Consider the following 22,459-nt stretch of genomic DNA (forward strand, 5'->3'; position numbering starts at 1 on the left):
ACAACACAGCAGAATCGAACGCACGCGTCGGAGTCGCGCGCGATCCGGCTGAGGAACCCGCGCGGCCGGCGCTCCCTCGCCGGAACGAGGACGCTCCTTGCAGTCGCTGTGTTCCGGGCTGCTCACTTCGTTGCGCTGCCGGGCTTTCACCCATCCGGCACTCGCTTGGCCGCGCGGGATGCTGGCTCACCGCAACCGCACACGATGGGACCGCCCGCCGGGGTGTCAACCACCGACAGTCTTTATATACTATTCTCCCTCGAAACGCGAAACACAAGACGCCGCTTAGAAACCACTCAGACACCCGAATATTGCACTTGAAACAACCCAAATGGTCCGTTACCTTTAACTAGCCGGCACCCATGCCATTAAGTACGGAAAGACACGACGCACGCGGCGCTGGCAGGGCAGTTCACGCCGCAGAAATCGGGTGTAGCAGCACCCGACAAGTGTCTTTCCGTGGTGTCAGAAAGACAATGTACGCTAGCAATTCCAGCGGTAAGAAAGCATCGGCAAGCAACCAGACGGTTTCCCTTTCGGCCCACGTCGAGGGTGGCCCCGAACAGCTTCTAGAGGCGGTTGCAGAGACCGAACACGGCGACGAACTCGATTTCAGGATGAATCGGGGTAGCGATAGCCGTGGTAACTTCTACGCCCGGCAGGAGGAGGCATATGATTGGACCCGCTCGACCGAGGTTGGTCCGGACCGGCGCTTTGGCGAAACGCTGGAACAGCAGGAAGAACGCCACGGACGCGAAGCCGAGCAAGCCCGACACTCCGAGGTCGCACGCGCCCACGTCGACGGTGCCGACCGCGAAGCCTCGGCTCGCCAGCTCACCGACGCGGAAACCGGACGGGCTGACGGGTTCCGTTCCCCGGCTGACCCCCGGCAGTGGATGGACCGCGACACGCTGGCGCGAGTCAACCAGCAGGCCGCGACGCTGGCAGACAAAACCAGTCTGTCACGAGCGGCAGCAGGCCGCCGACTCGCGGCCCTTGTGTCCGGGCAGATGGGCGACTGTAACAGCCTGTATGAGGCTTCCTTTACGGTCTTGGACGAGGCCCAGAACGAACTGGCAACTCCCACGCCTATCGCGGATGTCTCGCCCTACGGCTACGAGTGTACGGTCGAGGGCGAAGTGACCCACATCATCGCGGAGCCAGACGCACGGAACCAGTACCAAGTCCTCTATATCGAGGACGACGAGGGCACGAGCGCGAAGGTCACGGTCTGGGGCAAGTCCATGCATGGCGGCGAGATGGTGCGCACGCTCCGCGAGGGCGACAGAGTTCGGATTTCCGGAGGCAAGCCCGACGACTACAACGGTATCAAGACGGTGGCCGTCACGAGCGACACGCTCATGTGCATCATCGAGCGCGGCGACGGTCCCGCGCCCACCGGACACGGGGGCGGCTCGTTCGGTTCGTCCGGCGATAGTCGAACGGCGGCGTCGTGGGAGGCCGAGTCAGACACCCATCAGTGGGCCAACGAGCGGGATTCTGACCGCGCGGTCGCCGTGACGCTCGGCAAGGCCCGCTGTCCTGAACCCGGATGTTCGGACCTGTTCGACACTGAGCATGGGGCCGCCACTCATCAGGGCATGGTCCACTCAGACGACGAGGCTGAGAACGAAGGTGATGGGCCGGTGACGGTCTTCACCTCGACCTACCGGGATGTGAAGAACGGACAGACGGCCGACTGACGCCCGACACCGGGGGCGTCCCCCACCGAGCGGGGGGCTTCCTCGGGCGGTGCGACGGTGCTCGCGCACGCGGCCTCGCCGCCGCCTCCGGCACAGCGGGCGGCGGCGAGACAACCGCGCGCACGGACTGGTACGCCACCGCACCAGCGCGTCAACGTGGGTCAGTCTGGTGGGGGCTGTGAGAGAGCCGATGTTCTGGTGTGTGCGTGGACGTGGGCCAGCCGGCCCAGGAGCAACTGGGGCTGGGTGGTTGATGGGTCGCGACAGCGCGCGACGCCGACGGGACGCTCCGCTCGGCGCTCTCGCGCGCCTCGCGGCGGTCCATCGTGCCTGCGGTAGCGGGCGCGATCCCGGCCCGCCGCCGGGAAGTGGACGGGAACCGCTCTTGCCGGTGAGTGGGGGAATCTTCGTCTTAACCAACAAAGTCGGCGCACTCTGGGGAGCTGTTGGTTAGTTGCTTTCTGGGCCCGGCGTCTCGGGCGGAAACACCTCGATTTTGTGTGGCCGCAGGCGGGTGGCGGCCAATTGGGGCCGTCGGTCAGAACCATGAACTGGGAGTGTCCAGACTGCGAGAGAGAGTTTGAGACGTACAGAGAAGCAGACAGTCACGGTCACCAGACCTTCACAGAAGACGACGCCGAGGTCGTATTCGACATTGCACTGCCCCCGACGCATCCGAAGGTCACTGCCTCACTGTCACGGCGGCTCAAATTCCGCCTCAAGCAACTCCTTCGGTGAGCACGGGCGACTCAGTTTCTGGTCCCGGTATCCCGGGCGGAACATCTCGATTTTGTGTGGCTGCAGGCGGGTGGCGGCCAGACAGGGCCGCTGGGAGGTGATATCTCAAATGGGTGACGTCCAGTGTCCACGCTGTGAGGAAGTCTTCAATACCCGGTACAACCCCGTGCGGTTTCGCGCCGGGTCCTTCTACGACCCAGAGCGCGATGAAGAGTACGAGCAGGTCTGTGAGGACTGCCATCGAGAACTGACAGACAAGTAAATCAGTCGTCTACTCCCCAATTTTTTCTGGTACTGGATCGGGTATCGTTCCGAGTTCCATCTTCAGGAGGCGTTCTGCTTCATCAGTGTGGGTATCCTCTTCGATCAGGAAGGCTTCGACGGTTTCCCGATCACTGTGATACTGGATTGCTGTCTCGTATCCATACCGGGTGTTTACGCCTGGTGCTGAGCCGTGCTTGACACGCACCAGAAACTCGCGATCCTCCCATGTTTTGATTTTCACTGACAGCGGTGCATCGAGTTCTCGGCGGGCGATGTCGATCACTTCGTCGACGACCGGCCCGATCGTTTCCATGCTCGGAATCTGACGCTGGTCGGATGGCTGTTGCTCTGGAGAAAAGTGTGGCTGTGACATGAGAACGATGCGATTCAGACTTGCCCGTCATCGCTCAAAAAGCTCCGGGTTGGGCTGGCTCCCCCAGCTGGCACACGTCGAGATACCGATTCCACGGAGTGTCGGATGTAGCGCAGGCGTGGGTCTGCCGGCCGGGGCGCAACTGGGCTGGATGGCTGGTGGAGTGTCCCAGCGCGCGACGCCACTGACAGACTCGCGATGCTCGTCTGTCCTGTCCTCGTTCACTCTCACTCACTCGGACGACGGGGCGCTGCGCTCGGCGCGGTCGCGCGCCTCACGCCGGTCCAATCGTGCCTGCAGTAGCGGGCGCGATCCCCGCCGGGAATCGGACAGTCCCCCAGCTGAATGCCACACTGAATTACGGTATTTGGAGAGTGCGAAAACAAGGCGTGTTGTACTTGTTGGGTTTCAGATACAAACCACCGGACATGATGGTGTGGTCGCCGACCGGTGAGCGACAAGGTGTGCGCCACGAGGGGCCGAAGCGAGCGAGGGTCGAGCGTGGGTCTGCCAGCACTGGCTCAACTCGAGTGTGGTCGTGATCGGCGTGGCCCTGGACGTCGGTGGCCGACGACGTGCTTGGGGCAGTGGACTCACATGGCGCTCGGTGGGACTGGCCTGCCGTGTGCAGTCCCGGTCGGACTCTGGGGAGTGAGGTGAGACATATCTGTTCCCCAATAGGTTTGAGTACAGGTGGCCTGAGCGGATTCGTACCCCTGTTTGTGTCGGGTCTATCGACCCGCTCTCCCACTGTTAGATTGCCTATGCATTTCTCGCAAAAATCGCTCTCAGAACGCCCCGCAAAGCACGGCAAGTTAAAGGACCAATTATTCGGTGAATCACACCCGCCACGTATTGCGATTTTGTACGAATCAGTCACTTAGCTAATAGATTCAGATAGGAGCAAAACCGATTCCGTCTGGCGATTTCACCCAGAATCAGTTAGCTGGAGAGACTTTACTGGATATCTGATAATGGCTCTATTGAGGGGCTACAGCCAAAGGACTCTATCAGTCAACAACCAAAGGGAGATCAAGAGATTATCCGCAAAAGTATAGAATTTCTTAGATGGTATCGTTACTCTGTAGAGAGGCAGTCACATGAACCCAGCCGGGTCGTGCCCCTTCTCTTCTGACTCTGTTTTGTCTTGCTCATCAGTCTCAGTAGCGTCTGATTCTGAGGCCGATTCAGCATCTCCTTTCTCAGCGGCTTCCGTCTCATCAGTGGTGGGGTTCGGTGACTCGTCAGAGGAGAAGTCACCGCTGTTGTCGTCGGACTGCTGGTCGTGATCGCCACCGTCGTACTCACATTCTTCATCTGATAGGTTCGGGTGGTCTGTGTCCGGGGACGTGACGGCAGTGTTTGCTGTTGTCTGGTCAAGTGGGTCGGTCGACTCGTCGTCGCCCAACCCGTCTGTCGCGTCGACGGTCGGCTCGACTTCGGCGTCACGATCCGGGCCACTCTCTTTGGACTCATCGTCGTCGTCCTCACCAAGTGACCCATAGAGCACATCATCAAGTCGGGCCCGAGTGAACGAGAACCAGCTGTCACTCTCTATGTCGGTGTCATCCTCAGAGGGTTCCGGTTCTGAACTGCCCGGCGACTCCGCACCCTGCGCCGGGAGGCTATCGCGAACATCAGCCAGTTCATAAGACTGCCCGTGGACCCACGTCGTCCGAGAGACGGCAACGCACTCGCCGGGCTGGAAGTCTCGAAGCAAGCCAGACGTGACCGGTGTTTTGTCCTTCTCTTTGTACGTGTCCCGAGCCTGCGTTCGCGGGTTTTCGCCGCGCCCCTGGTGGCTCATCGACACCATTTCGGAGCGGTCATACTGCCGACTCTCGCCGAGTTCGTCGAGGATGAAGTCCGTCGACTCGCTGTCACCCGGACCGAAGTAAACGCCTTGCGGGCAGTTGCCGACAATCCCAGAGATTGTACTGTACGTGTCCTTGAGCTGGCCGATTGTCTGGACGCCGACCAGTGCCCGAGCCTTGTGTTTCCGGCCTCGCGCCGTAAGATTCGTTACCTGAGTGAGCGCCGGCAGCGCATCAATCTCGTCGAGGATATGGACTGTCGGGTTCGAGGCATTCATCGCGTAGCGGATCGACCAGTCTACGAGCAGTTGGTACATCGGCCCGAGCGTTTCCAGTTCCGTTGGGTTCGAGTCAATGATGAGGACCCGGCCTTCCGGGTTCTCGATGTACTCTTGCAGGGAGAACTCCCCGTAGTCCCCGAAGTCACCGGTGAAGACGGGATCGACGTTCTCCTTGATAGTCTGGTAGACGTTCTGTGCGCCTTTGCCCTTGTCAGGGTCGATATGACCTGAGTCCAGCCGGTCGAACTCGTCAAGGGCTTTCTTGAGCGCGATATGGCCCTCGTTGAGTAGTGAGACGATATCGGCATGACAGAGCGCGTGACGGCGATTGTTCTTTTGTGCGCTGAGATGCAGGTACATCAGCATCTCCGCGAAAGTCTGTTTTGCGGGCCGATGGAACGGGTCGTGGCCGTCGGCTTCGCCGAAGATCGCGCCGGCGACCTCGCGGAAGTCCGACTCCGAATCGGCGTCCTTGAACAGATTCCAGACCACATCGCTATCTTCGTGGCGGATGCGCTGAACCTCAAAGCCCAGCTCCGAATAGAACTCTTGGAAGTCCTCGCCAGTATCGTGAGCGATGACTGCCGTGTTACTGTAGTACGGGAACTGGTAGGCCAGTAGTTTCATCATCGACGTCTTGCCCGACCCAGTCTCGCCCACGACGGCTGTAGAGACATCTTGATCGAGCGTGAACGGCATTTCGGCCTCTTCGTGTTCGTGAGAGACTTCTTCGAGCGGGACAACGGACTCTCCGTCGTCGTGGTCCCACTGGTTCATCGCGAGCATTTCCGGCGAGGTCCGGCGGAGTAGTTCCCCTGAGAACACGATACCGATTGAGATGGCATACAGGATCACCGTGGTCGAGTACGAGACCATCGGCAGTGACAGGCCGGGCACGGTGAAGTCAGCGAACAGTGTCCCCACTGAGATAGCAGCCAGAACGTGTGCGAACGGGAACAACAGCGCTGCGCTGGGTGTCTGGACAAGCACGTCATAGAAGAACGCCGTGCTGATGAGTCCGAACCCGAGGTAGATGTAGCGCCACGCCCAGAACCGCTTCGGAAGGACCTTGTCACTATCGACGATCATCGGTGGGAAAAGCAGCATGAACCCGGCCCAGACGAACCCGACGACGTTGTCGTACTTGAGGCTATTCGGGACTTCGCCAGAGCGTTGTCCCGGTGGTGCAGAGGAACTAGAACTCACTGCCACCACCCGACTTCGCGTTCGGGTTCCTGCTCGCGTTCAATATCAACTTCGGGTTCGCGTTCAGTTGCCGCCTGTTCTTCGGCTCTCTCCGCAGCACGTTCTGAGAGTGGCTCAGTTTGGCGCTCATCGCTCGCTTTCTCAGCCGTGTGTCCGACGTCTTTCTGCTGGCTCTTCTCAGTCGCCCGCTTGAGGGCTTTTTGTGCTTCGGGGTTCAGCGACAGTTCTGCCTCGTGGTACTGCTCCCGAGCTTCTTCATCCACGACCCGGCCAATGTCCTCCGGAGCATCGCGAGGGGCAGCCGTTGGGTCGCGTGTTCGAGCGGGTTCTTCAAATACGACCGCTGCTTGTTCGCGCATCTGTCGGATATCTTCGCGATCCATCTCCAGCTCTGCTGGTTCCCCAGTTGCCGCGACGTGTGCGTGTGGGAACTCCGTATTCTGGTGGACACCGTATACGTAGTCAGTTGTCGGCTGCCGGGCGAACTCGCGGTTCATAAGTTCCCGAGTGTTGGCATTCACCTCTTCTGGTGAGTATTCTCCAGTGGGGTCAGGAGAGACGATCAGATGCCGCTGAAATCCGAATTCTCGACTCTTGTCGACGAACCGATTCACCTCTGGGTCGGACAGTTCTCGCCCGGCCGGATTCCGTAGGTCAACTGTCGCGCCGGCGTCCTGGTCCCGGTCGCGCCGGATGTAATCAACGAGATTCCCTGCTCCATTCCGCTGATAATCCGTTGGCAGTATCATGCACCGTCACCCCCAGCATTAGTCGCCACCGAGGACTCACGACCCTGTTCTCCTGAGTCTGTGTCACCCTCGCTTGTTGCCTCTGTAGCTGGCTCCCGTCCAATGCGGTCGGTCGCAAACTTCATCGCTAATCTGAGATGTGCATCATCGTGGTCCTCCTGCAGTAGTTTCCAGATAGCGATGGTGTATGCTGTCCGGACCTTCTGGACCGTCTTCAGTTCCTCCAGCGTCTCGGCTTTGAACTCGTCTAGCTCAGCCGTGATATCACTCCGAATATTCTCCATGACGAGTTCGAGTTGCGTATCAGTCCCGTACCTCTCAAACTGGGTTTCACCAGTTTCGCGGTCAATATACTCTTCAACGAGACTGTGGCCGATATCCGAGATCGTCTTGCCCTCTATTTCAGCCCGCTCTTTGATCCATTCCTTGTTTTCGCTGGTCGTGTATATCTGAAGAACTTCATCTCGCTCTGTCATCAGTCATCACCTCCGCCAACTTTCTCTACTTGCTCCTGCAGTTTCTCTGGGGCTTCCTCCATTGCGGCAGCCCGAGTATCAGCATCATACTTACTCGAAATCAACTCCCACAATGCCACAGTGTGACACAGTTCTTGATCTGTGTCGATATCCGTTGCAGCGCTCACTTCGCCAGTGACGCTATCAGCAAGGTCTTGCAGTTCATCTGCAACCCCTAGTTCGTTAGCACGTTGCTCCTGCAGTTCACGAGATATACGCTGTTCTGCCGCTTTAAGCAGGAACTGAGTTACCGTTTCGTCGTTCTTCTCAGCTTGCGTTACAATCTGTTTCTTTTTCTCTGCGCTCATCGAGAATGTGATACTTTCATCCATGTGAATCACTCCGTAGTGCCGAACTCCGCATCAGTCTCTGTCTCGATACCACCGTCAGCGACAACTGCTTCTGGCTGTGTCTGGTCAAGTGCTACAGACACCACGTCCACCAACTCGTCTTCGCTGAGTCCGTTGAGGACGTGTTCAGCCTTCTCCGGGGACAATCCACGATTCGCTAGCTCCTGCTCGACTGCTTTGGAATGGACGAACTCTTCGAAATCAGCAGCGCGGGAGTCAGCCTCGTGAGCAACAACGTCGAGCGCATCTTCCGCGTCAGCGTCGAGGTCAATGATCTGCTTTTCCTCCCACGACGTCTTGATCGTCAGCGGGTAATCGCCATGTTCGTCGACGCGAACCAGCGCTTGTGAGTAGCCCTGTCCGTCACCCAGCGACTCCTTGCCGGCTTCGGCGTGCTGGATGTAGGACTGCTGTTCGCTCGTTAGCCCAGCGCTCGTTGCGGTTTCGTCGCCCAGTTCCGGCTCGCGGTGATGCACCTTGATCGGGCACATTCCTGCGATTTCCTCAGCGGCTCCCTTGTCCTCGAACTCAGAGAGCGTCTGAGACAGCATCACCAGTCGCAGTCCGGCGTGGCGCTGGTGCCGAGCAATCTGGTTCAGCGACTCCAAGTTCGCGTCGTCGTTGAACAGGTAGTGAGCTTCGTCGATGATGATCTCGACCTTCTGCTGCATATTTTTCGCCTGCTGGTACAGCGTGCTCAGCAGCAACTGCATGATGAACGACTGCTTACCGAGGCCGCTGCCCGAGCCTTCGACCTGCTGGAGGTCCAGATAGACGGCCTTGCTGCTGTCGTCGATCAGCCGCAGGTCCGACTCTTTCGAGAGGTTGCCGAAGGTACTCCCCGGCCGGAACGGATGCAGCGCAATCGAGAGTTCATTTGCGTACTGCTGGATTTTCTGCTGGGAGGACTCTGTCGTCGCTCCCGGGAACATTTCTGGCTCTTCCTGGAGGCGGTCGACGACTTCGAGGAAGTCACTCAGGTCCGGCGAGTTCTCCGGCGTATGTGTCGACGGGTCCGCTGGGTCGATATCCGATTCAGTGAATATCTTGTCGATCAGGAACGTGATGAGGCCGCTGTGCATCTCCAGATCGACATCCCGGGATTGCAGGAAGTTCTCGATGACCCCGTACACTTCGTCTTTCTTCGCTGAGACGGGCTGCATATCCGGGGACTGTTCGAGGACATGCTGAGGCGTCGGATGCATCTCGCACGGGTTCAGCGGCGTCTCGCCGCTGATTGTGATGGTCTTTGCGTCCAGCATCTTCGCGCTGCCGTGCATATCCCCGACCGGGTCGATGTAGATCTGCTTGACGTCCGACCGCTTTTTCAGCATCCGCATCGCCCGAGCCTGCGTGCCGTGGGTCTTCCCGCCGCCGGGCATTCCAGTTACCAGCTCCGAGTGGCCGGTTTCCAGTTCCCACGGGTCGATCAACAGCGAGGAGTCGTTGTGCCCGTGCAGTCCGTACTCGATGCCGTCCTCCATCCGGAGGTAGTTCGACGAGAAGGGGAACAGCGACCCGAGTGCTTCCCCGGTCATCGAAGAAAGCCGATTCTGGCCGAGTTCGTTGGCCCCGATCGGCGAGACGGTCACCAGTCCTGCTTCCTGCCGGCGGGTCGTTCGCTTGACGCCACAGTTCGACGGCGAGTCGCGCAGCAGCGTTTCGAGCCGGTTCGTTTGCTTCCGGAGGTCTTCTTCGGTCTCAGCCGTCAGCCGGATGAACGCCCCGACACGGAACAGCGACGCGTGGTTCCGCCGGACCATCTGCCGGATGTACTTTGCCTGGTTGACCTCCTGTTCGATATCCTCCGCTTCCAACTCTCCTTTGTCGTTTTGCAGCATCTTCAGCGAGGAGATCCACTCTTTCATGACCGACACTGCTGTATCAGCGTCGTATGGGTCGATGTGGATTGAGACGTCGACGGCAAGGTCCGTATCCAATAGCAGTTGCTCCAGCATTCCACTGGTCGGATGCTCGGGATACGTCTCGATCCAGAAGCACCGGGTGTACGTCTCTTGGTCGATGAGGGCGTGGTCGGCTTCCCATTCGATATCCGTCGGCGCGACCAGTGACCGATGGTTCTCTCCCGGTCTATGCAACTGGGAGACGAAGTCGGTCTCGTCGACCTCGTAGTCGGTCCCACCGACGTCGTCGGTGTCCATCCCCTCCGCAGCGTCGTGGGCTGCAGCACCCTCGCCGTGCTTGATGAGTTCTCGTGCCGAGTACGTCACCGGGGAGACGGAGGCCGCCTCTTCGTACTCGCGTTCCGACCGGGTTTCACAGGCCCAGTAGTCCTCGGTCAAGTGCGCCAGCTCATGCGGGCTGACCGACCGGCTGCGACACCGGAACATATTGTTGACTGCTCTGTCGACGGTTTCGAGCCGGTCGTGGAGCTTCTTGGCCTTGAACTCCTCTCGTTCGGCGTCAGTAAGCGTGTCACTGTCGAACCGAGTGAACAGCCGCCCAATGACCGGTATCCCGGTCAGGTAATCCGCGATGGAGTCGCTGTTCATCTGGAGGTCGTGAATATCCTCGTCAGTCACCCAAACGACGATGTAGTACTTCCGCTGGAGTTCAGTTTCAGTCTCAACGTTGCCGCTGTCGTCGATGTAGCGGTTGACGAACTCCATGAGGACGCCCCGGAAGATCGAATGGCTCTTCGCATCGGGGTCGTCGAGTCGGTCGATATGCGCTTGGATGTGGGACTCGTTGTCGACTTCGGCCGTCGTGACGTGGAGTTTCGCCCGCCCAGTCAGGGATTCAGACAGGCGTGTGAGTGACTTGACGGCTTTCTCCCATTTTTCGTCATCTTGCAGCGACATATTGGCGGGCTCGACTTCGACCGCGCCGACGTACGCTCCGTCGACGCACTCAATGCCGTGGGGCATGACCCGCTCTAGTCGCGTGACCTGCCGAGTGTCCTGATTCCCCTGGCCGTGAGTGTACTGCTTCTTTTTGACGAGCCAGAACAGTTTGACCCGCAGCCACTCAGTCAGGCGATAGTGATCTGGCCGGACTTTATGCAGGATGTAGAGGAATACTTCCACGACCGCTGTGAGTGCCAACGTGGGGAAGAACAGCGCTGCTGGCACGAACGGCATTCCCATCGCGACGAGGAAGCCAAACGGTGGGATGAGGAACAGGATGAGTTCCCCCAGCGTGTAGTCGCCCCAGAAGTTGGTCGAATCTCCGAGGGATTCGTGGATGATGTTCGTGTTGTACTCTTCTTCTGAGTCAGCCATTAGTCGTCATCCCCCTTGTGCGGCAAGCCGTCGCGGTACACATCCGGCCCTAATATATCGTCATCAGTCGCAAACACATCCTTGAGCGAGTCGTACGACTCGGACCCACCAGAGTCGGTATCGGTCCCGTTTTCGTCGGGTTTCCCATCCGAGAACGGCGGGTCTGAGTCAGACTCGTAGACTCTGGTATCGCCAGAGTTGATCTGCGTCTGGCGCTCCATCTTGGTTTGCTGCTCCATCTTCGTCTGGCGTTCACTAATCGGGGTGTCGTCGCTCTTAGAGTCGCCAGACGAGCCGGACGAGCCGGACGAGCTGGACGAACCACCGTTGGTGAATCGGCTGTTGAGGGGACTTCCACTGCCACTCCCGCCGCTGGAGGGCGGTGAGCCACCAGAGCCACCAGACCCGCTGCTGCCACTGCCGCCACCAGAGGGTGGAGCGGAACCGCCTGACCCACCGGAGCCACCGCCGCCGGAGCCACTGTTGCCGCCACCTCCGGAGCCGTTGGGACTACTGCCGCCACCGGAACCGGTGGGGCCGCTGCTGGAACCCCTCTTCATGCCAGCGGGGTTGGCTGCCATCTGGCGGTGTACCATCTGGGCTCCCGTGGCAGCACTGCCGACACGCCCTTTTGCAGCGCCTGAGGCAGCTCGAATCGTGCCACCCGTCGCCATTGCTGCGCCGGGGCCACCGACCGCGCCAGCGCCGGCTGTCGCCGCTGCACCACCAGCCGCCGCACCGATCTTGAGTGGCTTTTTGCCGCCGGCGAGCGCCTGCTCGCTGACTTGGATTGCCACGCGGCTACTGCGCTGGATGAGGACCTTCTGGGACTTTGCCGCCAAGTACAGCGTCACCAGACTGATGAACAGCGACAGGTCAGAAGCCAGTCCCCAGTTTGTCGCCTCGAAGCTCATGCGTATCAGGATTGCAGGCGGGATACCCGCAGCGAGGACTCCGGGGTACGCGCCGGCGACCTGTTTCGCCAGTCCCGAGAAGCGGTTCAGCGGCCAGACCTCGACCGCCCAGAACGTCGCGACCAGCGGCATCGACAGGGTCAGCAGGAAGACCAGCAGCCATCTGGTGATGAAAATGAACGCCGCCTTGAGGTAGACATACAGTCCGACAACGATGACGACAAGGAATATTCCAAGGTTGAGTTCTGCAATCTGCTGGGCTGAACTGATGAGAGCAGCGACCTCTTCTCCAGACTGACCAGATTTATAAGTCGCATTACCGATTGCGTCGAAGAACTGAGTTCCCAGTGAGGCCACCGGCAGCCAGAAGAATAGCGAAAGAAATGCAACCCCAAGCCGACGTAGGAGTTTCTTCCGGATAACAGGGTTCATCGACCCGTATCTAAGTCCAATCATCGCCAAGACGATGAACTGCAGCCCGAGTGCCAGCCCGACTACCCCCTCAAAATAGATACCCGCTATTAGCGAGTCCCAAGGGGCATTACTCGCAGACTCAAATGCAATGTCGACAGGGGCTGCTGAATTCGGTCCTTCAGGAGCTGGCGTCCGTACCATCGGGTCGATGATACTGTTGAAGAATCCATCGAGATAATCAACGATATCCGTTCTGAGGTCATCGAGGAAGCCACTGATACCAGCTGCAATTGCCGATGAGAGTTCTCCAACTACCCTCTCGACAATTTCCTCAAGCACTTGGTCACCAATTCCCGACTGCATTGCTACGTCTCCTTCTCCGTCTTTGCCGGAGTTGCAGCGATCTCCTCTGGCTCGCCAGCTAGAGTCCTTTCACATCCGTCAGAAGTGTCGTACCTGATAGGCTGAGTAAGCCTAACTGGGTTGCTCCAAAGAAATCCGACAGTTAGTTGTTCATCTCTTTCAGCTGTTTCTTCGACTTTTATGCAAGATGCACGGTCCTTCAGAAGGAATGGGAATTCGACAGTACCAATCCCACTTGGCTTCACCGGCACAAACAGCTCATCTTTCTTCTCGTTATTTACGAAGGTCTGAGCAGTTGCACCAGTTCTTTCTCCAACATTCCGGATAACGACTCCTAGGCTACCATCAAGTAATTCCGGACGCTTTGTCCCAGGGACGACTTCTTCAACTTCGAACGTAGTGCCCAGTTCGAGTGGGAGTTTAGTTTCGACGTCGTCACCACGGAGATAGAGCGTGTGCTGGCCCCGAGGCAGCGGTTCATTCGAGTCCTCTCCCTCTGTTAGCGAGAGCCGTGTCCGGGTTTCACCGGGGCTGAAATAGTCGCTGACGAACTCCCGACCGGACTCTGTGATAATGCTGATCGATGAGGGCTCGATCTCATCGGTCACAGCCACTTCCAGAGCCAATTGGCGGCCGTTCTCGACAATCTCAATCGACGTCTCTTCGATGTAGTCGGACTGCTCTTCTGGCGGGCCGGCGCTTCCGTCACCTCCGCCGCCGTCATCAGACAGCCCACTGCATCCTGCAAGCGTGGCAAGACTCCCGCTAAGGAGTCCAAGCACTGTTCTGCGGTCGATACTGCTGTTTCGTGGTATATCTTGCTTTGTCATTGATTATACCAACCAACAAATTTGCCTCTCATCCAGACGTCGTAGCCATACAGCGCCAGCATAGCCGGCAACATCGTCAGGAGCGTCACTACAGCGAGGTCGATGAACTCCGCAAGATCTGGGAGATTCACTTCGTAGGCGACCCGCTCTTGTGTATCCCGAACCGGGACAGCACGCCCTTGCTCCCACCAGATCTGAGTCGGGCGATACGTGACTATCGCTGAGGAGACTTCGCCCTGGTCGACGGTGACCGTAATCGAATCATCGCCAGACAGTGACCGTTCGACCCGGGACTGCCCTGTTGCGACAGTGACGTTCCCTGCCGCAATCGGGAAGCCAGCCGTCGGTTCGACCCGGATCAGCAGGTCCGTCGAGTTGTCGGTCGAGTTGACGACCTCAGAGGTGATATTGACCTCGCGGATTGGCGTCGGGTTCGTCGAGTCCGCTGGCTGTTCGATGCTATTCCCGCGGACGAGTCCGTTGATCTCGAAGTTCTCCGTCCGGAGTTGTTCCGCACTCCGAATCGTGAACCGATCTGCCGTCGTGAACGACTCCGAACGGTTGATCCGAATCTCCGGCGGGAGCGTCGTCCTGGTGGTCGCGTTTGCCGTCGTGTTCGCCGTCGCATTTGTCGGATACGTCGCTTCGAGCGACGGTACGAACCGCCAGCCGTCGGAACTCTCATTTTGGACGCGGTTGACCGTGACTGCCGGACCTTCCGTCGTCCGGACAGCGTGGGTTTCGAGCGGTCGTACTGGCGTCGTCGTGTTCTCCGACCAGTTTTCCCACCCGGGCGGTGAGCGAGTATAGAACCGCCACTTGCTCTGGACTTCGTATCCGCCATCGAACTGGACGCTCTGCCAGCTGCCGGGGATTACAGTCCCGATGCGATAGTCGTCGGTCGTGGCCCCTCTGTCGTTGGGGACGACGCCGGGCTCGACGACCATCGCCCGCTCGGAGAGATTTTCCACCTGGACCGTCCGTGAGTCCGTGACCGTCAGTTCGTACTCGTCAATCTCGTCATCGCCAATCTCCGAGAGATTCGTCGAGATCGTCGTGACCAACTGGAGTTCCGTGGTCCCGTTGATCTCCGTGTAGTTGAGCGTGGGCTGGGCGGCAGTGCTGTTGTCCATCGCAGTGCCGTTGGCATACAGCGTCGTGTTCGTCGACGTGTTCAGGACGCGGAAGTCGTCCTCGAAGAACTCCGAGATGTACACCCGATAGTCGTGGATGGCACGCACGGTTCCGTTCGGACGGACCAGCCGTTCCGTGCTTCCCTCTTGATGGACGACCGTCGACGGCTCTACGCTGAAGAACGCGACGTAGGCGTCACGAATCCAGAGTCCAGAGCGAGTATCCGTGACATTCACTGGATACGAGGCGTTCTCGATGCCAGTCCGGAACGAGTCGTGTTCGGGCCGGTTCCACAGCGTCGTGTTCGAGGGCTCGCGAGACACCATATCTCCCGTGCAAGAGGGGAGGACGGCCAGCGTGCCGTTCTCGGCCTCGGCCCGGTCGGCCCGCGTAAGGTTCGGATGGTCAGGGTCGCCAGACCACAGCGCACGGAAGAACGTGTGGTTGTGGTTGTAGGACCTGTTCGGGGGCACGACGCCTGCCGTCGCGTTGTCCCCGACAGAGGCATTGGCCGGCGGGTTCGAGGCGTTCTCGTAGCACGAGACTTTCGCGCTGAGGTTCTGCCTTGCTCCGAGTTCGACGGACCTGTTCACCTCTGTCTGGTTCGCCGCTGGCCCTCGATCAACGGACTCTTTGCCCTCGGTTCCGTTGGCTGTTGTCCTGTTGCCTGCTGTCTCGTTGCCTGCTGGGTCTTGGACGCTAGATTCGTTGTTTTCGGTGCGATTCGTCTGTGTTCCCTCGCTGTTGGAGCCACTCGGCGCGGTGGCGTTCTGTTGGAGTACCCCCACGCCACCGTGACTCGCGTCGGTGTAGGAGTGTGCCGTCCCCCGCTCAATCTGCGCTGGGTTGCCACCAGCGGACGCCGGCCCCGCAGCTGCGGCTGTCGAGAGCAGCGAGCAAAGGGCCGCGATCACCAGCAGTGAGCGGAGTGGTAGCATCGTATCTTCAGAATGGCGTCACACAGTCCGAGAAGCCGAAGCCGACGTTGTCCCCGAACTTCGTGATGAGTTCTGGAGCCACGATTGCCAGCACAACGACGCCGAGACCAACCAGCGAGAGGATGAGGTCCCGGCGAGCCTCGTTTTGCTGGTTCGGGTTGCCAGAGGCCCGCATGTACGACAGGCCACTGCGACCGACGAACACCATCGTCGCTGGCAGGCCGAGACCAGCCAGTGCGCCGAAGACGACGTTGACGCCATCCTCGACAGCAGTGTCACAGTAGATGTTCCCGACGTCGGTCTGGCCCATCGCCGAGCCAGCAAACAGCGTGAGGAGCAGTAGCAGTTGGGTCGCCTGTCGCACGCCGGGCGTGAGCCAGGCGTCAGCAAACCGCCGCTTCGCGTGCGTGTAGAGTGTTGGTTGTGCGGTCGATGCGTTCGATGCTGTGGTTTGTGTTGACATAGATGTCTCTGATTTTGCGGTCTTGCTTGCCCGCCGATTCCCCACCGGTAATCCGCTGGTATCGTTATATTGGTTTTCTTACACAGTTGGTGAATTCTGTCCTGAATCCACCAGCACATATTGACAGTGCAATGACCAAATAACTTGTGAACAGAATATAACATTCTAGGTTTTGATATGTAGAATTATACGTGAATGACGTAGTTTTACGCACCCATGTATACTCAGGCTGTGGAAAATATGTAGAGAAGGAATAATTAATTAAGTAATATAAGTATTCTGATACTAAAAGAATATTTAGAATATAGGCTATATATGTCATTATAGTTTCGGCTATACTGTCGGCAAAGTGAAAGGAAAAAATACATATGACATAACTAGATATTGTCACATACAGGTGCAACGACTCAACAAGGGACCAGCGAGACGGGACCGCTCCCCGCCGACAGCTGGGGAGGGCAATCGCGGATCGCTGGTCCACTCAAGACAGTCAACTAACTCTTGTCTGACGTGCGGCAGACAAACTAGCCGCGGTGTTTAAGACAGGAGCGGCCAAACCAAATCAACATCAAGCATACGGAAAACACTCACCGCTAATCGGTGAGAGGCAGGACGCCGGGGTCGCGCCAACGACCCCGGCTGAAAAGGTGAGCCTACTATCGTTCTCACCTACTGCTTCTTGCCGTGATGAAATAAGCGTTGCGCCCGAACAGAGAGAGCCATCTCTGCGCTGTGTTTGGGCCTAGTCGCGTCGGCAGATAGCTGTGAGACTGTCGTAATCGCCGGACATGACGAGCTTCGAGGTTCGCCCCGAGGGGTCGATAGACCCTACCGCACGACTATCACTCGGCCCAGAGGCCATAACGAGTCCTACGGCTCTCAATCGCGCCCTCTGGAAGCCCGACACGCAACTCTCGGATGCACTCTTGACAGCGCTACGCCAACTGCTCGCGGATGTGCCTCGCGACAAGTGGCGGGCGACACTGATCGAAGAGTGCGGTGTCACGGCGCTTACTGACGAGATTCCCGGCACGGAAGACGAGTACCACTACGCGACGCTAGCCGCCCAAGCAGCCGACTCACAGTTGCAGTGGTTCCGGCTGCTAGAAGTGTCTCGCCAGCTCGGTGGGACAACATCTATCGGAACCCATTCATCGCTTGCTGATGTGCTTGAGGGGCCGATCAAGATGCTTGAGGCCGCCGACGTCCAGCCCACGCTTGCCGTTGACGTGCGTAAGTTATGGGACCTCTCTCGAACACAGCGTACGAGTCTGGTTGAGTTCCTCGTCGAGCTGAGTGTTGGTATCGAGATCGTCTTGACGAACGCAACGCCGCGCGTCCAGCGTCATCTCCTCTCCGAGTTTGATGAGGTGCTGCCGGCCAGCGTGACTCACTCCATAGAGTCGAGCCTATATGGGTCCGACTCCGTGTCGACCCGGACAGAACACCGCCGGCAACACGTACGCACCCTCTTGGCCGACCGAGGGGCAAACCATGAGGACTGGAAGCGCCTCTACGCCGTCGCAGAGGCCTCAAAAGAGGAACTGACCTACGATGCTCTCCAAAGTCACACGCTCTTGGAGTGGTCCTCTCGCGAAGCGATACGCGCGTGGGTGAAGCGGATGGCTGACGCCGATCTGGTGACATCCTATGGCACACACGAACGGACTGTTCGCCTGCTGCCAGCGGGCTATGCGTTGCTGGATGAACACCCGGACTACTCTCTCGAAACCTCGTCTGCCCCCTCTACTGGCGGTACGGGCCGTATTGACGAGAGCACGCAAGGAGTGGGTACCAGCCAGCGGGCCGATTCACCCGGCGTTACTGACCCCCAAAATCTCCGCACAGTTCCGTGTACACCCCAACCACCAAAGGAGGGGAGGGGGACCGGCCCGACAGCGAGGCCGCGACCGCCACCCGCGGCGGCTCCAGCACCACATCGTCCGTTTCGTTCCTTGACGGTCACATCCACGATGCAGCCGTCTCGGCGGCCGCTCCCGGCGAAATCGCGCTCTCGTCCCGCACGGTCGACTCGACTGGGGACTCTCGTGGGGTCGGTTACTCATTCCTAGAGGAGCGCGACGAGGTCGTTGTCGAGGTTGAAGCAGCCGGCTACCAGGCCCACACACTGGTCCGTCTTTGTGCGGCGTTACTCTCAGAACCGGCGTTTCAGCAGGTCTTAACGCAGAACAGACTCGCTGGCGGGCCAGACCGGTCTGGTCTTGATGGACTCCCAGTGACTGACCCGTATCTACTCCGGGACGGCGGCTGTCTGGGCTACCTGCGAAACCAAGACGCCGACGCGAAGGGGCTTCAATCCCGGCTTCGACAGGCTCGCGACGGCCTACTATCGATGAGTGTTGACGTCGACGTTGAGGACGACAGCAACGACGAGAACAACGGCCTGTCGATGCTGGCCCGGACCGCACACGGGCTGCTCGGAACGGTGTCCCGGATCTACGACATGCTCGGTGTCGATATCACCCGTGTTCTCAAGGTACCTGACTGGGCTGTCTCGGATAGCCGCCGCCGGGACCACCTCGCGAAGATGATTGCCACTCAGACTGCTGTGTCCAGCCGCTACGGGCTCTACTCCGCGTACCGAGTGCTCTACGAGGACCGCGAAGAGAAACGGTCTCAACTTCTCGCGACACCCGACGTCGACGCATCGGACCCAACCGGTGACACGACCGGCAGCTGGGTCTTGGCCGGGCCGACCGTCGATTCGATGCGCTCGCACCTCGAAAATCTTGACGAGTATCTCGATCTTCAGGACGAGGCTGACGGGTTCTCAGCGTTCATACTGAATGTCGATATCGTCAACGGTGATCGTCGCGACGCCGTCGCCATTGCGCTGTCCCGGCAACTCAGCCTCAAATCGCTGAAACCGACCCGAGAGACGGTTTCGATCCTCCATGCACTGACGAGCGATGCCTTCGCTGCGGCACGGGCCGTCTCCTATCTCGGTGCCGAGACGGACCGGCCACGGAACCTCACGACCGAAGACATTCGGTATGCGCTGTCGATGCTCGATGCCGCCGAACTCTTGCCCGATATCGGCCCTCGATCTGTCTCGGGAACTGTCGCGATACTGCTGGATGTCGATGAACCCCTGGCGACGGGTGACCTTGCCGACCTTCTGGACGTCTCGACACAGACGCTTCGGAACAATGAGACGTACTTTGCCGACCTCGAGGCTGCCGGCGTCATCCAACGCGAGGATCTTGGGCCGGGTCGAGCGACGGAATGGCGGATTTGCCTGTCATTCAATGGTGAGGACTGTGGTTCGCGGGCTACGACCCCTACCCCTGACGTGGATATAGACGCCTACGGGCCGGCGTTCTCCGACGAAATGGCTGTTATCGCCGAGGTTCTCTACGAATTGGGGCACCGGGAAATCGACTACGGCGGTGAACTGACGCTGGCTGTGACAGGACGCGGTGATCGGTTCGACGAGTGGCTGGACCGGTACCCCCATTGTCGACAGGTCTTGTCACTGGTCGCTCACCTGCAGGGGATGACGCTCGAAAAACTGACTACTGGGACCGAATCAGTGCGTTACCAACCCCCCAAATCGGTCGTGCTGGGGCTTGATCCCGATCCAACGACGACGCAGACTTCGCTCGTCAATTCTGCAAACTAGAGAGCAATCCGCCGATCTGGATGATTCCCTCTACGAAGTTGTGATTACCGCGATAATCAGGAACATCTCTCACGTCTGTATGGCGCGCACGCTGGGTGATGCAAGAGTTTATACAATCACACAGCTAATATTGAAGTGAACTATGAGCCTTGATGAAGCGGTGGACGAGGCGCTTGCGACATATGGGATGTCGCGTAGCGAAGAGGCCAAGGAAACTGGCCGATTAGTCGCTACTCTCCAAGACTAACGCAGTCCGCTAGTCAAGCCGCCGGATTTTCTCTGCGAACTCTGCTTTAGATATCCCCGTAGTGTCGGTCAATTCTGGAAAGCCGGCTCGCTCGACTGCTTTCTCCACAAATTCTATCCAGAGGTCTTGGTGCTTTTCGGCGTAGAATACCTTCGCTTCATGCGGATACATATCAAGCTCATACTCTGACAAATCGATCATGACTTCGTGTTTCCGCTCAAGCGTTGTGGCTCCGAACTCACGCAAATGTTTGAACAGGACGTTCTTCCGCCGAACAGTCAGGAGACGCTTTGATTCGTTAATATACTCGTTGACCCACTCTCGCCAGTCGTAGGTATCGGGCTCAATCTCGGTTTTTGTTTCGGGCATCGAAAAGTCGCTGTTGATGCGACGCAGGTAGAACTGTATCAGCGCCACAGCGGTCCGATGATTGGCGTTAGGAAGAGCGTGCTTGAGAATCAGGTTCGACGCGAGGCGACCAGCGACATCTGTTGCCGTCCCTTCCCACGACGTCTCGTCAAACGCATCGGGGAGGTCCTCAATGTCGATGTTCTTGTAAGCCTCCACAGGCGTACCCTCTTCTTCCTCGTTCTGTGAGAGGAGCGCACGATATATCTCTAGGAGACGTGCGACAATCGTCCCATTGTCCTCAGTCATGTCCGCGAGAGCGTCACTGAGGTCAAGTTCGATCTCGCTCACTGCACCGCCGCCGACCCGAGATGTGTATACACCGTAGAACTCTGTTTCAAGTTCGTATTCCACGACTTTCACAGCTACATCCCCGTCGTAGTCGACGATTTGTGACACGATATTCTCGGCGTCTGGATTGACGAAATCGAGAGAGAACTGCTTGTCTACAGGGTGATGGTAGTAGACGTGCCCCATCTTGCTATCGGACAATTCTCAGAGAGCATATTAATGACTTCGTGGACAGATGCAGGTCGGCGGTCGTCCCCGATTGTGGCGATAATCACGACCACAGTATCCACTCGCCTTTCAGCTCTGACCTGATAATGACGGACGAGATCAAATCGAACTTCCTCTATTTCAAGCCAAGTAAACAGTATCCTCTTTCATATTCATTGGATGAAAGGTTGTCTGCAAGGTGGTCACCTGCGCTTCCCCCGATACGAGTGAGATAACTCATGTACTCCCGGCGGGTCCATACCGCTTCCTCGTCTCGTTAATCAGGTTGCTCAAGCCACTTGGGTCCAAAAATCCAGTTTGGTCAATCAGTGCTATATCGAGATTGATGGCATTCGGAGTCTCTATGGAGAAATCAGGACCGTAATTGAAGGCTCATCAAATTCAAGATCTTTTATGAATCCGTCTGGGTTGGTTATCATTTCATCTGGGTCATAGATGAAACAGACCAACTGGTCATAGTCTTCTTTTCGGTAGTGGTCCTTGTCAATGGCCAACTCTTCTCTTATTTCGTCTTTCCCATGGTTAGCTCGGGCATGTTTGACCTCAATCAAAATATCGTGAGCCTCAATCAAAAAATCAATACGAGGCTGTTTTCCAGCATAGCTTGGATTATATTCTTCCGCTCTAACATCATCAAACTCCAGCTTGAGATAAGAGTGTAGAAGGGATTGAACGGAGTACTCGTTCTCGATCTCGAACGAATCTGAGTTTCCATGTGTGTCACGTAACTGTTTTGCCGCGGAGTGGAACCTACTACAAATCCGCTCAACCTTCTCTAACGCGGTGTCGTGTACTTTGTCCATAGTTTCTTCTCGGGATTCACGAGCGTCGTTGAAACTTTCAGAGATTTCCTCAACCATCGCATGGAATACTTGCAAATTCTCTTCATCAGTGTATTCACCTTCTTCGAAGGCGGTCGCAATCGGGATTGATGCGGCACCTATCAAATCCCGTGAGTCATCGAAGCAATAGAAGCTGATTCCAGATTCCTCAACGTCAACACGAACCTCAGAGATGTCCGTGTTTTCCGTGTCCTTGCCTTCATATTCCCCATCAGCTGGTATGAATCCAGTACTGGCCTCAAGATCAAATTCAGAACCTATCCGGCGGTTGAGTATCTCATAAATATCTTCGAATGGGCTGGGGTCTTCAAAGTAGATGACAGCACTGTTATTCCAGGGGATACTGGTGCCTGTTTGTGTTCTTTTTCTCCTCTTTGACTCTATGATAAAGTACCCATATTCACCGTCTTCGTGGCCGACCTGGGTCTGTGCTACATCTTCGAAGTTGAACTCTCCGTTTGCGAACGACTTTCGTTGTAATATTTTATCAAATTTCATCGGTTGTCTCC

At 57.8% G+C, this 22,459-nt stretch carries 16 protein-coding genes; 4 read left to right on the forward strand and 12 right to left on the reverse strand.

Annotated elements, in window-relative coordinates:
* Window positions 1-476 precede the first annotated feature (476 nt).
* The gene (locus Har1131_RS17880; protein ID WP_151147876.1) at window positions 477-1,703 is read left to right on the forward strand and encodes an SOSS complex subunit B family protein; all 1,227 of its coding nucleotides are present in this window, start codon (window positions 477-479) and stop codon (window positions 1,701-1,703) included.
* Between the two features lie 847 nt (window positions 1,704-2,550).
* Complete coding sequence (locus Har1131_RS21935; RefSeq protein WP_023842963.1) at window positions 2,551-2,703, forward strand: hypothetical protein; 153 nt, start codon at window positions 2,551-2,553, stop codon at window positions 2,701-2,703.
* A gap of 9 nt (window positions 2,704-2,712) precedes the next feature.
* Here Har1131_RS21935 and Har1131_RS17895 read toward each other — a convergent pair whose 3' ends face one another.
* The 10 genes from Har1131_RS17895 to Har1131_RS17940 form a co-directional block, all read right to left on the reverse strand.
* Window positions 2,713-3,018, reverse strand: coding sequence for a hypothetical protein (locus tag Har1131_RS17895; protein ID WP_064287844.1), 306 nt, complete (start codon window positions 3,016-3,018; stop codon window positions 2,713-2,715).
* Window positions 3,019-4,174: 1,156 nt separating this feature from the next.
* On the reverse strand, window positions 4,175-6,379 hold the full coding sequence (locus Har1131_RS17900) for a type IV secretory system conjugative DNA transfer family protein (protein WP_151147880.1): 2,205 nt from the start codon (window positions 6,377-6,379) through the stop codon (window positions 4,175-4,177).
* Window positions 6,376-7,128 (reverse strand): relaxase/mobilization nuclease domain-containing protein, encoded by a 753-nt coding sequence (locus tag Har1131_RS17905; RefSeq protein WP_151147882.1) that lies wholly within the window; start codon window positions 7,126-7,128, stop codon window positions 6,376-6,378. The genes Har1131_RS17900 and Har1131_RS17905 overlap by 4 nt, the downstream gene beginning before the upstream one ends.
* Window positions 7,125-7,604, reverse strand: a complete 480-nt coding sequence (locus tag Har1131_RS17910) for a hypothetical protein (RefSeq protein ID WP_151147884.1) — start codon at window positions 7,602-7,604, stop codon at window positions 7,125-7,127. Before Har1131_RS17910 ends, Har1131_RS17905 begins: the two co-directional genes overlap by 4 nt.
* Window positions 7,604-7,975, reverse strand: a complete 372-nt coding sequence (locus tag Har1131_RS17915) for a hypothetical protein (protein ID WP_151147886.1) — start codon at window positions 7,973-7,975, stop codon at window positions 7,604-7,606. The genes Har1131_RS17910 and Har1131_RS17915 overlap by 1 nt, the downstream gene beginning before the upstream one ends.
* 5 nt (window positions 7,976-7,980) lie before the next feature.
* Complete coding sequence (locus Har1131_RS17920; RefSeq protein ID WP_151147889.1) at window positions 7,981-11,235, reverse strand: VirB4 family type IV secretion system protein; 3,255 nt, start codon at window positions 11,233-11,235, stop codon at window positions 7,981-7,983.
* Window positions 11,235-12,926 carry a hypothetical protein gene (locus Har1131_RS17925; RefSeq protein WP_064287380.1) on the reverse strand — a complete coding sequence of 564 codons (1,692 nt, stop codon included), beginning with the start codon at window positions 12,924-12,926 and terminating at the stop codon, window positions 11,235-11,237. The genes Har1131_RS17920 and Har1131_RS17925 overlap by 1 nt, the downstream gene beginning before the upstream one ends.
* Window positions 12,927-12,928: 2 nt before the next feature.
* Window positions 12,929-13,756 (reverse strand): hypothetical protein, encoded by an 828-nt coding sequence (locus Har1131_RS17930; RefSeq protein ID WP_064287379.1) that lies wholly within the window; start codon window positions 13,754-13,756, stop codon window positions 12,929-12,931.
* Entirely contained in the window at window positions 13,753-15,828 is a 2,076-nt protein-coding gene (locus tag Har1131_RS17935; RefSeq protein WP_151147891.1) for a hypothetical protein, read from the reverse strand. The genes Har1131_RS17930 and Har1131_RS17935 overlap by 4 nt, the downstream gene beginning before the upstream one ends.
* A 7-nt stretch (window positions 15,829-15,835) precedes the next feature.
* Window positions 15,836-16,291, reverse strand: a complete 456-nt coding sequence (locus tag Har1131_RS17940) for a pilin (RefSeq protein ID WP_058992258.1) — start codon at window positions 16,289-16,291, stop codon at window positions 15,836-15,838.
* Between the two features lie 788 nt (window positions 16,292-17,079).
* On the opposite strand from Har1131_RS17940, the gene Har1131_RS22250 reads away from it, so the two are divergent.
* Together Har1131_RS22250 and Har1131_RS22255 are read left to right on the forward strand one after the other, a co-directional pair.
* Window positions 17,080-18,363 (forward strand): hypothetical protein, encoded by a 1,284-nt coding sequence (locus Har1131_RS22250; protein ID WP_225308171.1) that lies wholly within the window; start codon window positions 17,080-17,082, stop codon window positions 18,361-18,363.
* Between the two features lie 164 nt (window positions 18,364-18,527).
* Window positions 18,528-19,934, forward strand: coding sequence for a helix-turn-helix domain-containing protein (locus Har1131_RS22255; protein ID WP_225308172.1), 1,407 nt, complete (start codon window positions 18,528-18,530; stop codon window positions 19,932-19,934).
* A gap of 256 nt (window positions 19,935-20,190) precedes the next feature.
* Here Har1131_RS22255 and Har1131_RS17950 read toward each other — a convergent pair whose 3' ends face one another.
* The gene (locus Har1131_RS17950; RefSeq protein WP_007190683.1) at window positions 20,191-21,066 is read right to left on the reverse strand and encodes a hypothetical protein; all 876 of its coding nucleotides are present in this window, start codon (window positions 21,064-21,066) and stop codon (window positions 20,191-20,193) included.
* Window positions 21,067-21,449: 383 nt separating this feature from the next.
* Window positions 21,450-22,448 carry a hypothetical protein gene (locus tag Har1131_RS17955; RefSeq protein ID WP_080510064.1) on the reverse strand — a complete coding sequence of 333 codons (999 nt, stop codon included), beginning with the start codon at window positions 22,446-22,448 and terminating at the stop codon, window positions 21,450-21,452.
* Between the last annotated feature and the right edge of the window lie 11 nt (window positions 22,449-22,459).

It is taken from the genome of Haloarcula sp. CBA1131 (genome assembly GCF_008728975.1).
Lineage (GTDB): Archaea > Halobacteriota > Halobacteria > Halobacteriales > Haloarculaceae > Haloarcula > Haloarcula hispanica.

Excerpts from the sequence above, each read along its gene's own strand:
- Har1131_RS17880 (WP_151147876.1), top strand. The coding sequence starts at position 477 with ATGTACGCTAGCAATTCCAGCGGTAAGAAAGCATCGGCAAGCAACCAG.
- Har1131_RS21935 (WP_023842963.1), top strand. The coding sequence starts at position 2,551 with ATGGGTGACGTCCAGTGTCCACGCTGTGAGGAAGTCTTCAATACCCGG.
- Har1131_RS17895 (WP_064287844.1), bottom strand. The coding sequence starts at position 3,018 with ATGGAAACGATCGGGCCGGTCGTCGACGAAGTGATCGACATCGCCCGC.
- Har1131_RS17905 (WP_151147882.1), bottom strand. The coding sequence starts at position 7,128 with ATGATACTGCCAACGGATTATCAGCGGAATGGAGCAGGGAATCTCGTT.
- Har1131_RS17910 (WP_151147884.1), bottom strand. The coding sequence starts at position 7,604 with ATGACAGAGCGAGATGAAGTTCTTCAGATATACACGACCAGCGAAAAC.
- Har1131_RS17915 (WP_151147886.1), bottom strand. The coding sequence starts at position 7,975 with ATGGATGAAAGTATCACATTCTCGATGAGCGCAGAGAAAAAGAAACAG.
- Har1131_RS17920 (WP_151147889.1), bottom strand. The coding sequence starts at position 11,235 with ATGGCTGACTCAGAAGAAGAGTACAACACGAACATCATCCACGAATCC.
- Har1131_RS17925 (WP_064287380.1), bottom strand. The coding sequence starts at position 12,926 with ATGCAGTCGGGAATTGGTGACCAAGTGCTTGAGGAAATTGTCGAGAGG.
- Har1131_RS17930 (WP_064287379.1), bottom strand. The coding sequence starts at position 13,756 with ATGACAAAGCAAGATATACCACGAAACAGCAGTATCGACCGCAGAACA.
- Har1131_RS17935 (WP_151147891.1), bottom strand. The coding sequence starts at position 15,828 with ATGCTACCACTCCGCTCACTGCTGGTGATCGCGGCCCTTTGCTCGCTG.
- Har1131_RS17940 (WP_058992258.1), bottom strand. The coding sequence starts at position 16,291 with ATGTCAACACAAACCACAGCATCGAACGCATCGACCGCACAACCAACA.
- Har1131_RS22250 (WP_225308171.1), top strand. The coding sequence starts at position 17,080 with ATGACGAGCTTCGAGGTTCGCCCCGAGGGGTCGATAGACCCTACCGCA.
- Har1131_RS17950 (WP_007190683.1), bottom strand. The coding sequence starts at position 21,066 with ATGGGGCACGTCTACTACCATCACCCTGTAGACAAGCAGTTCTCTCTC.
- Har1131_RS17955 (WP_080510064.1), bottom strand. The coding sequence starts at position 22,448 with ATGAAATTTGATAAAATATTACAACGAAAGTCGTTCGCAAACGGAGAG.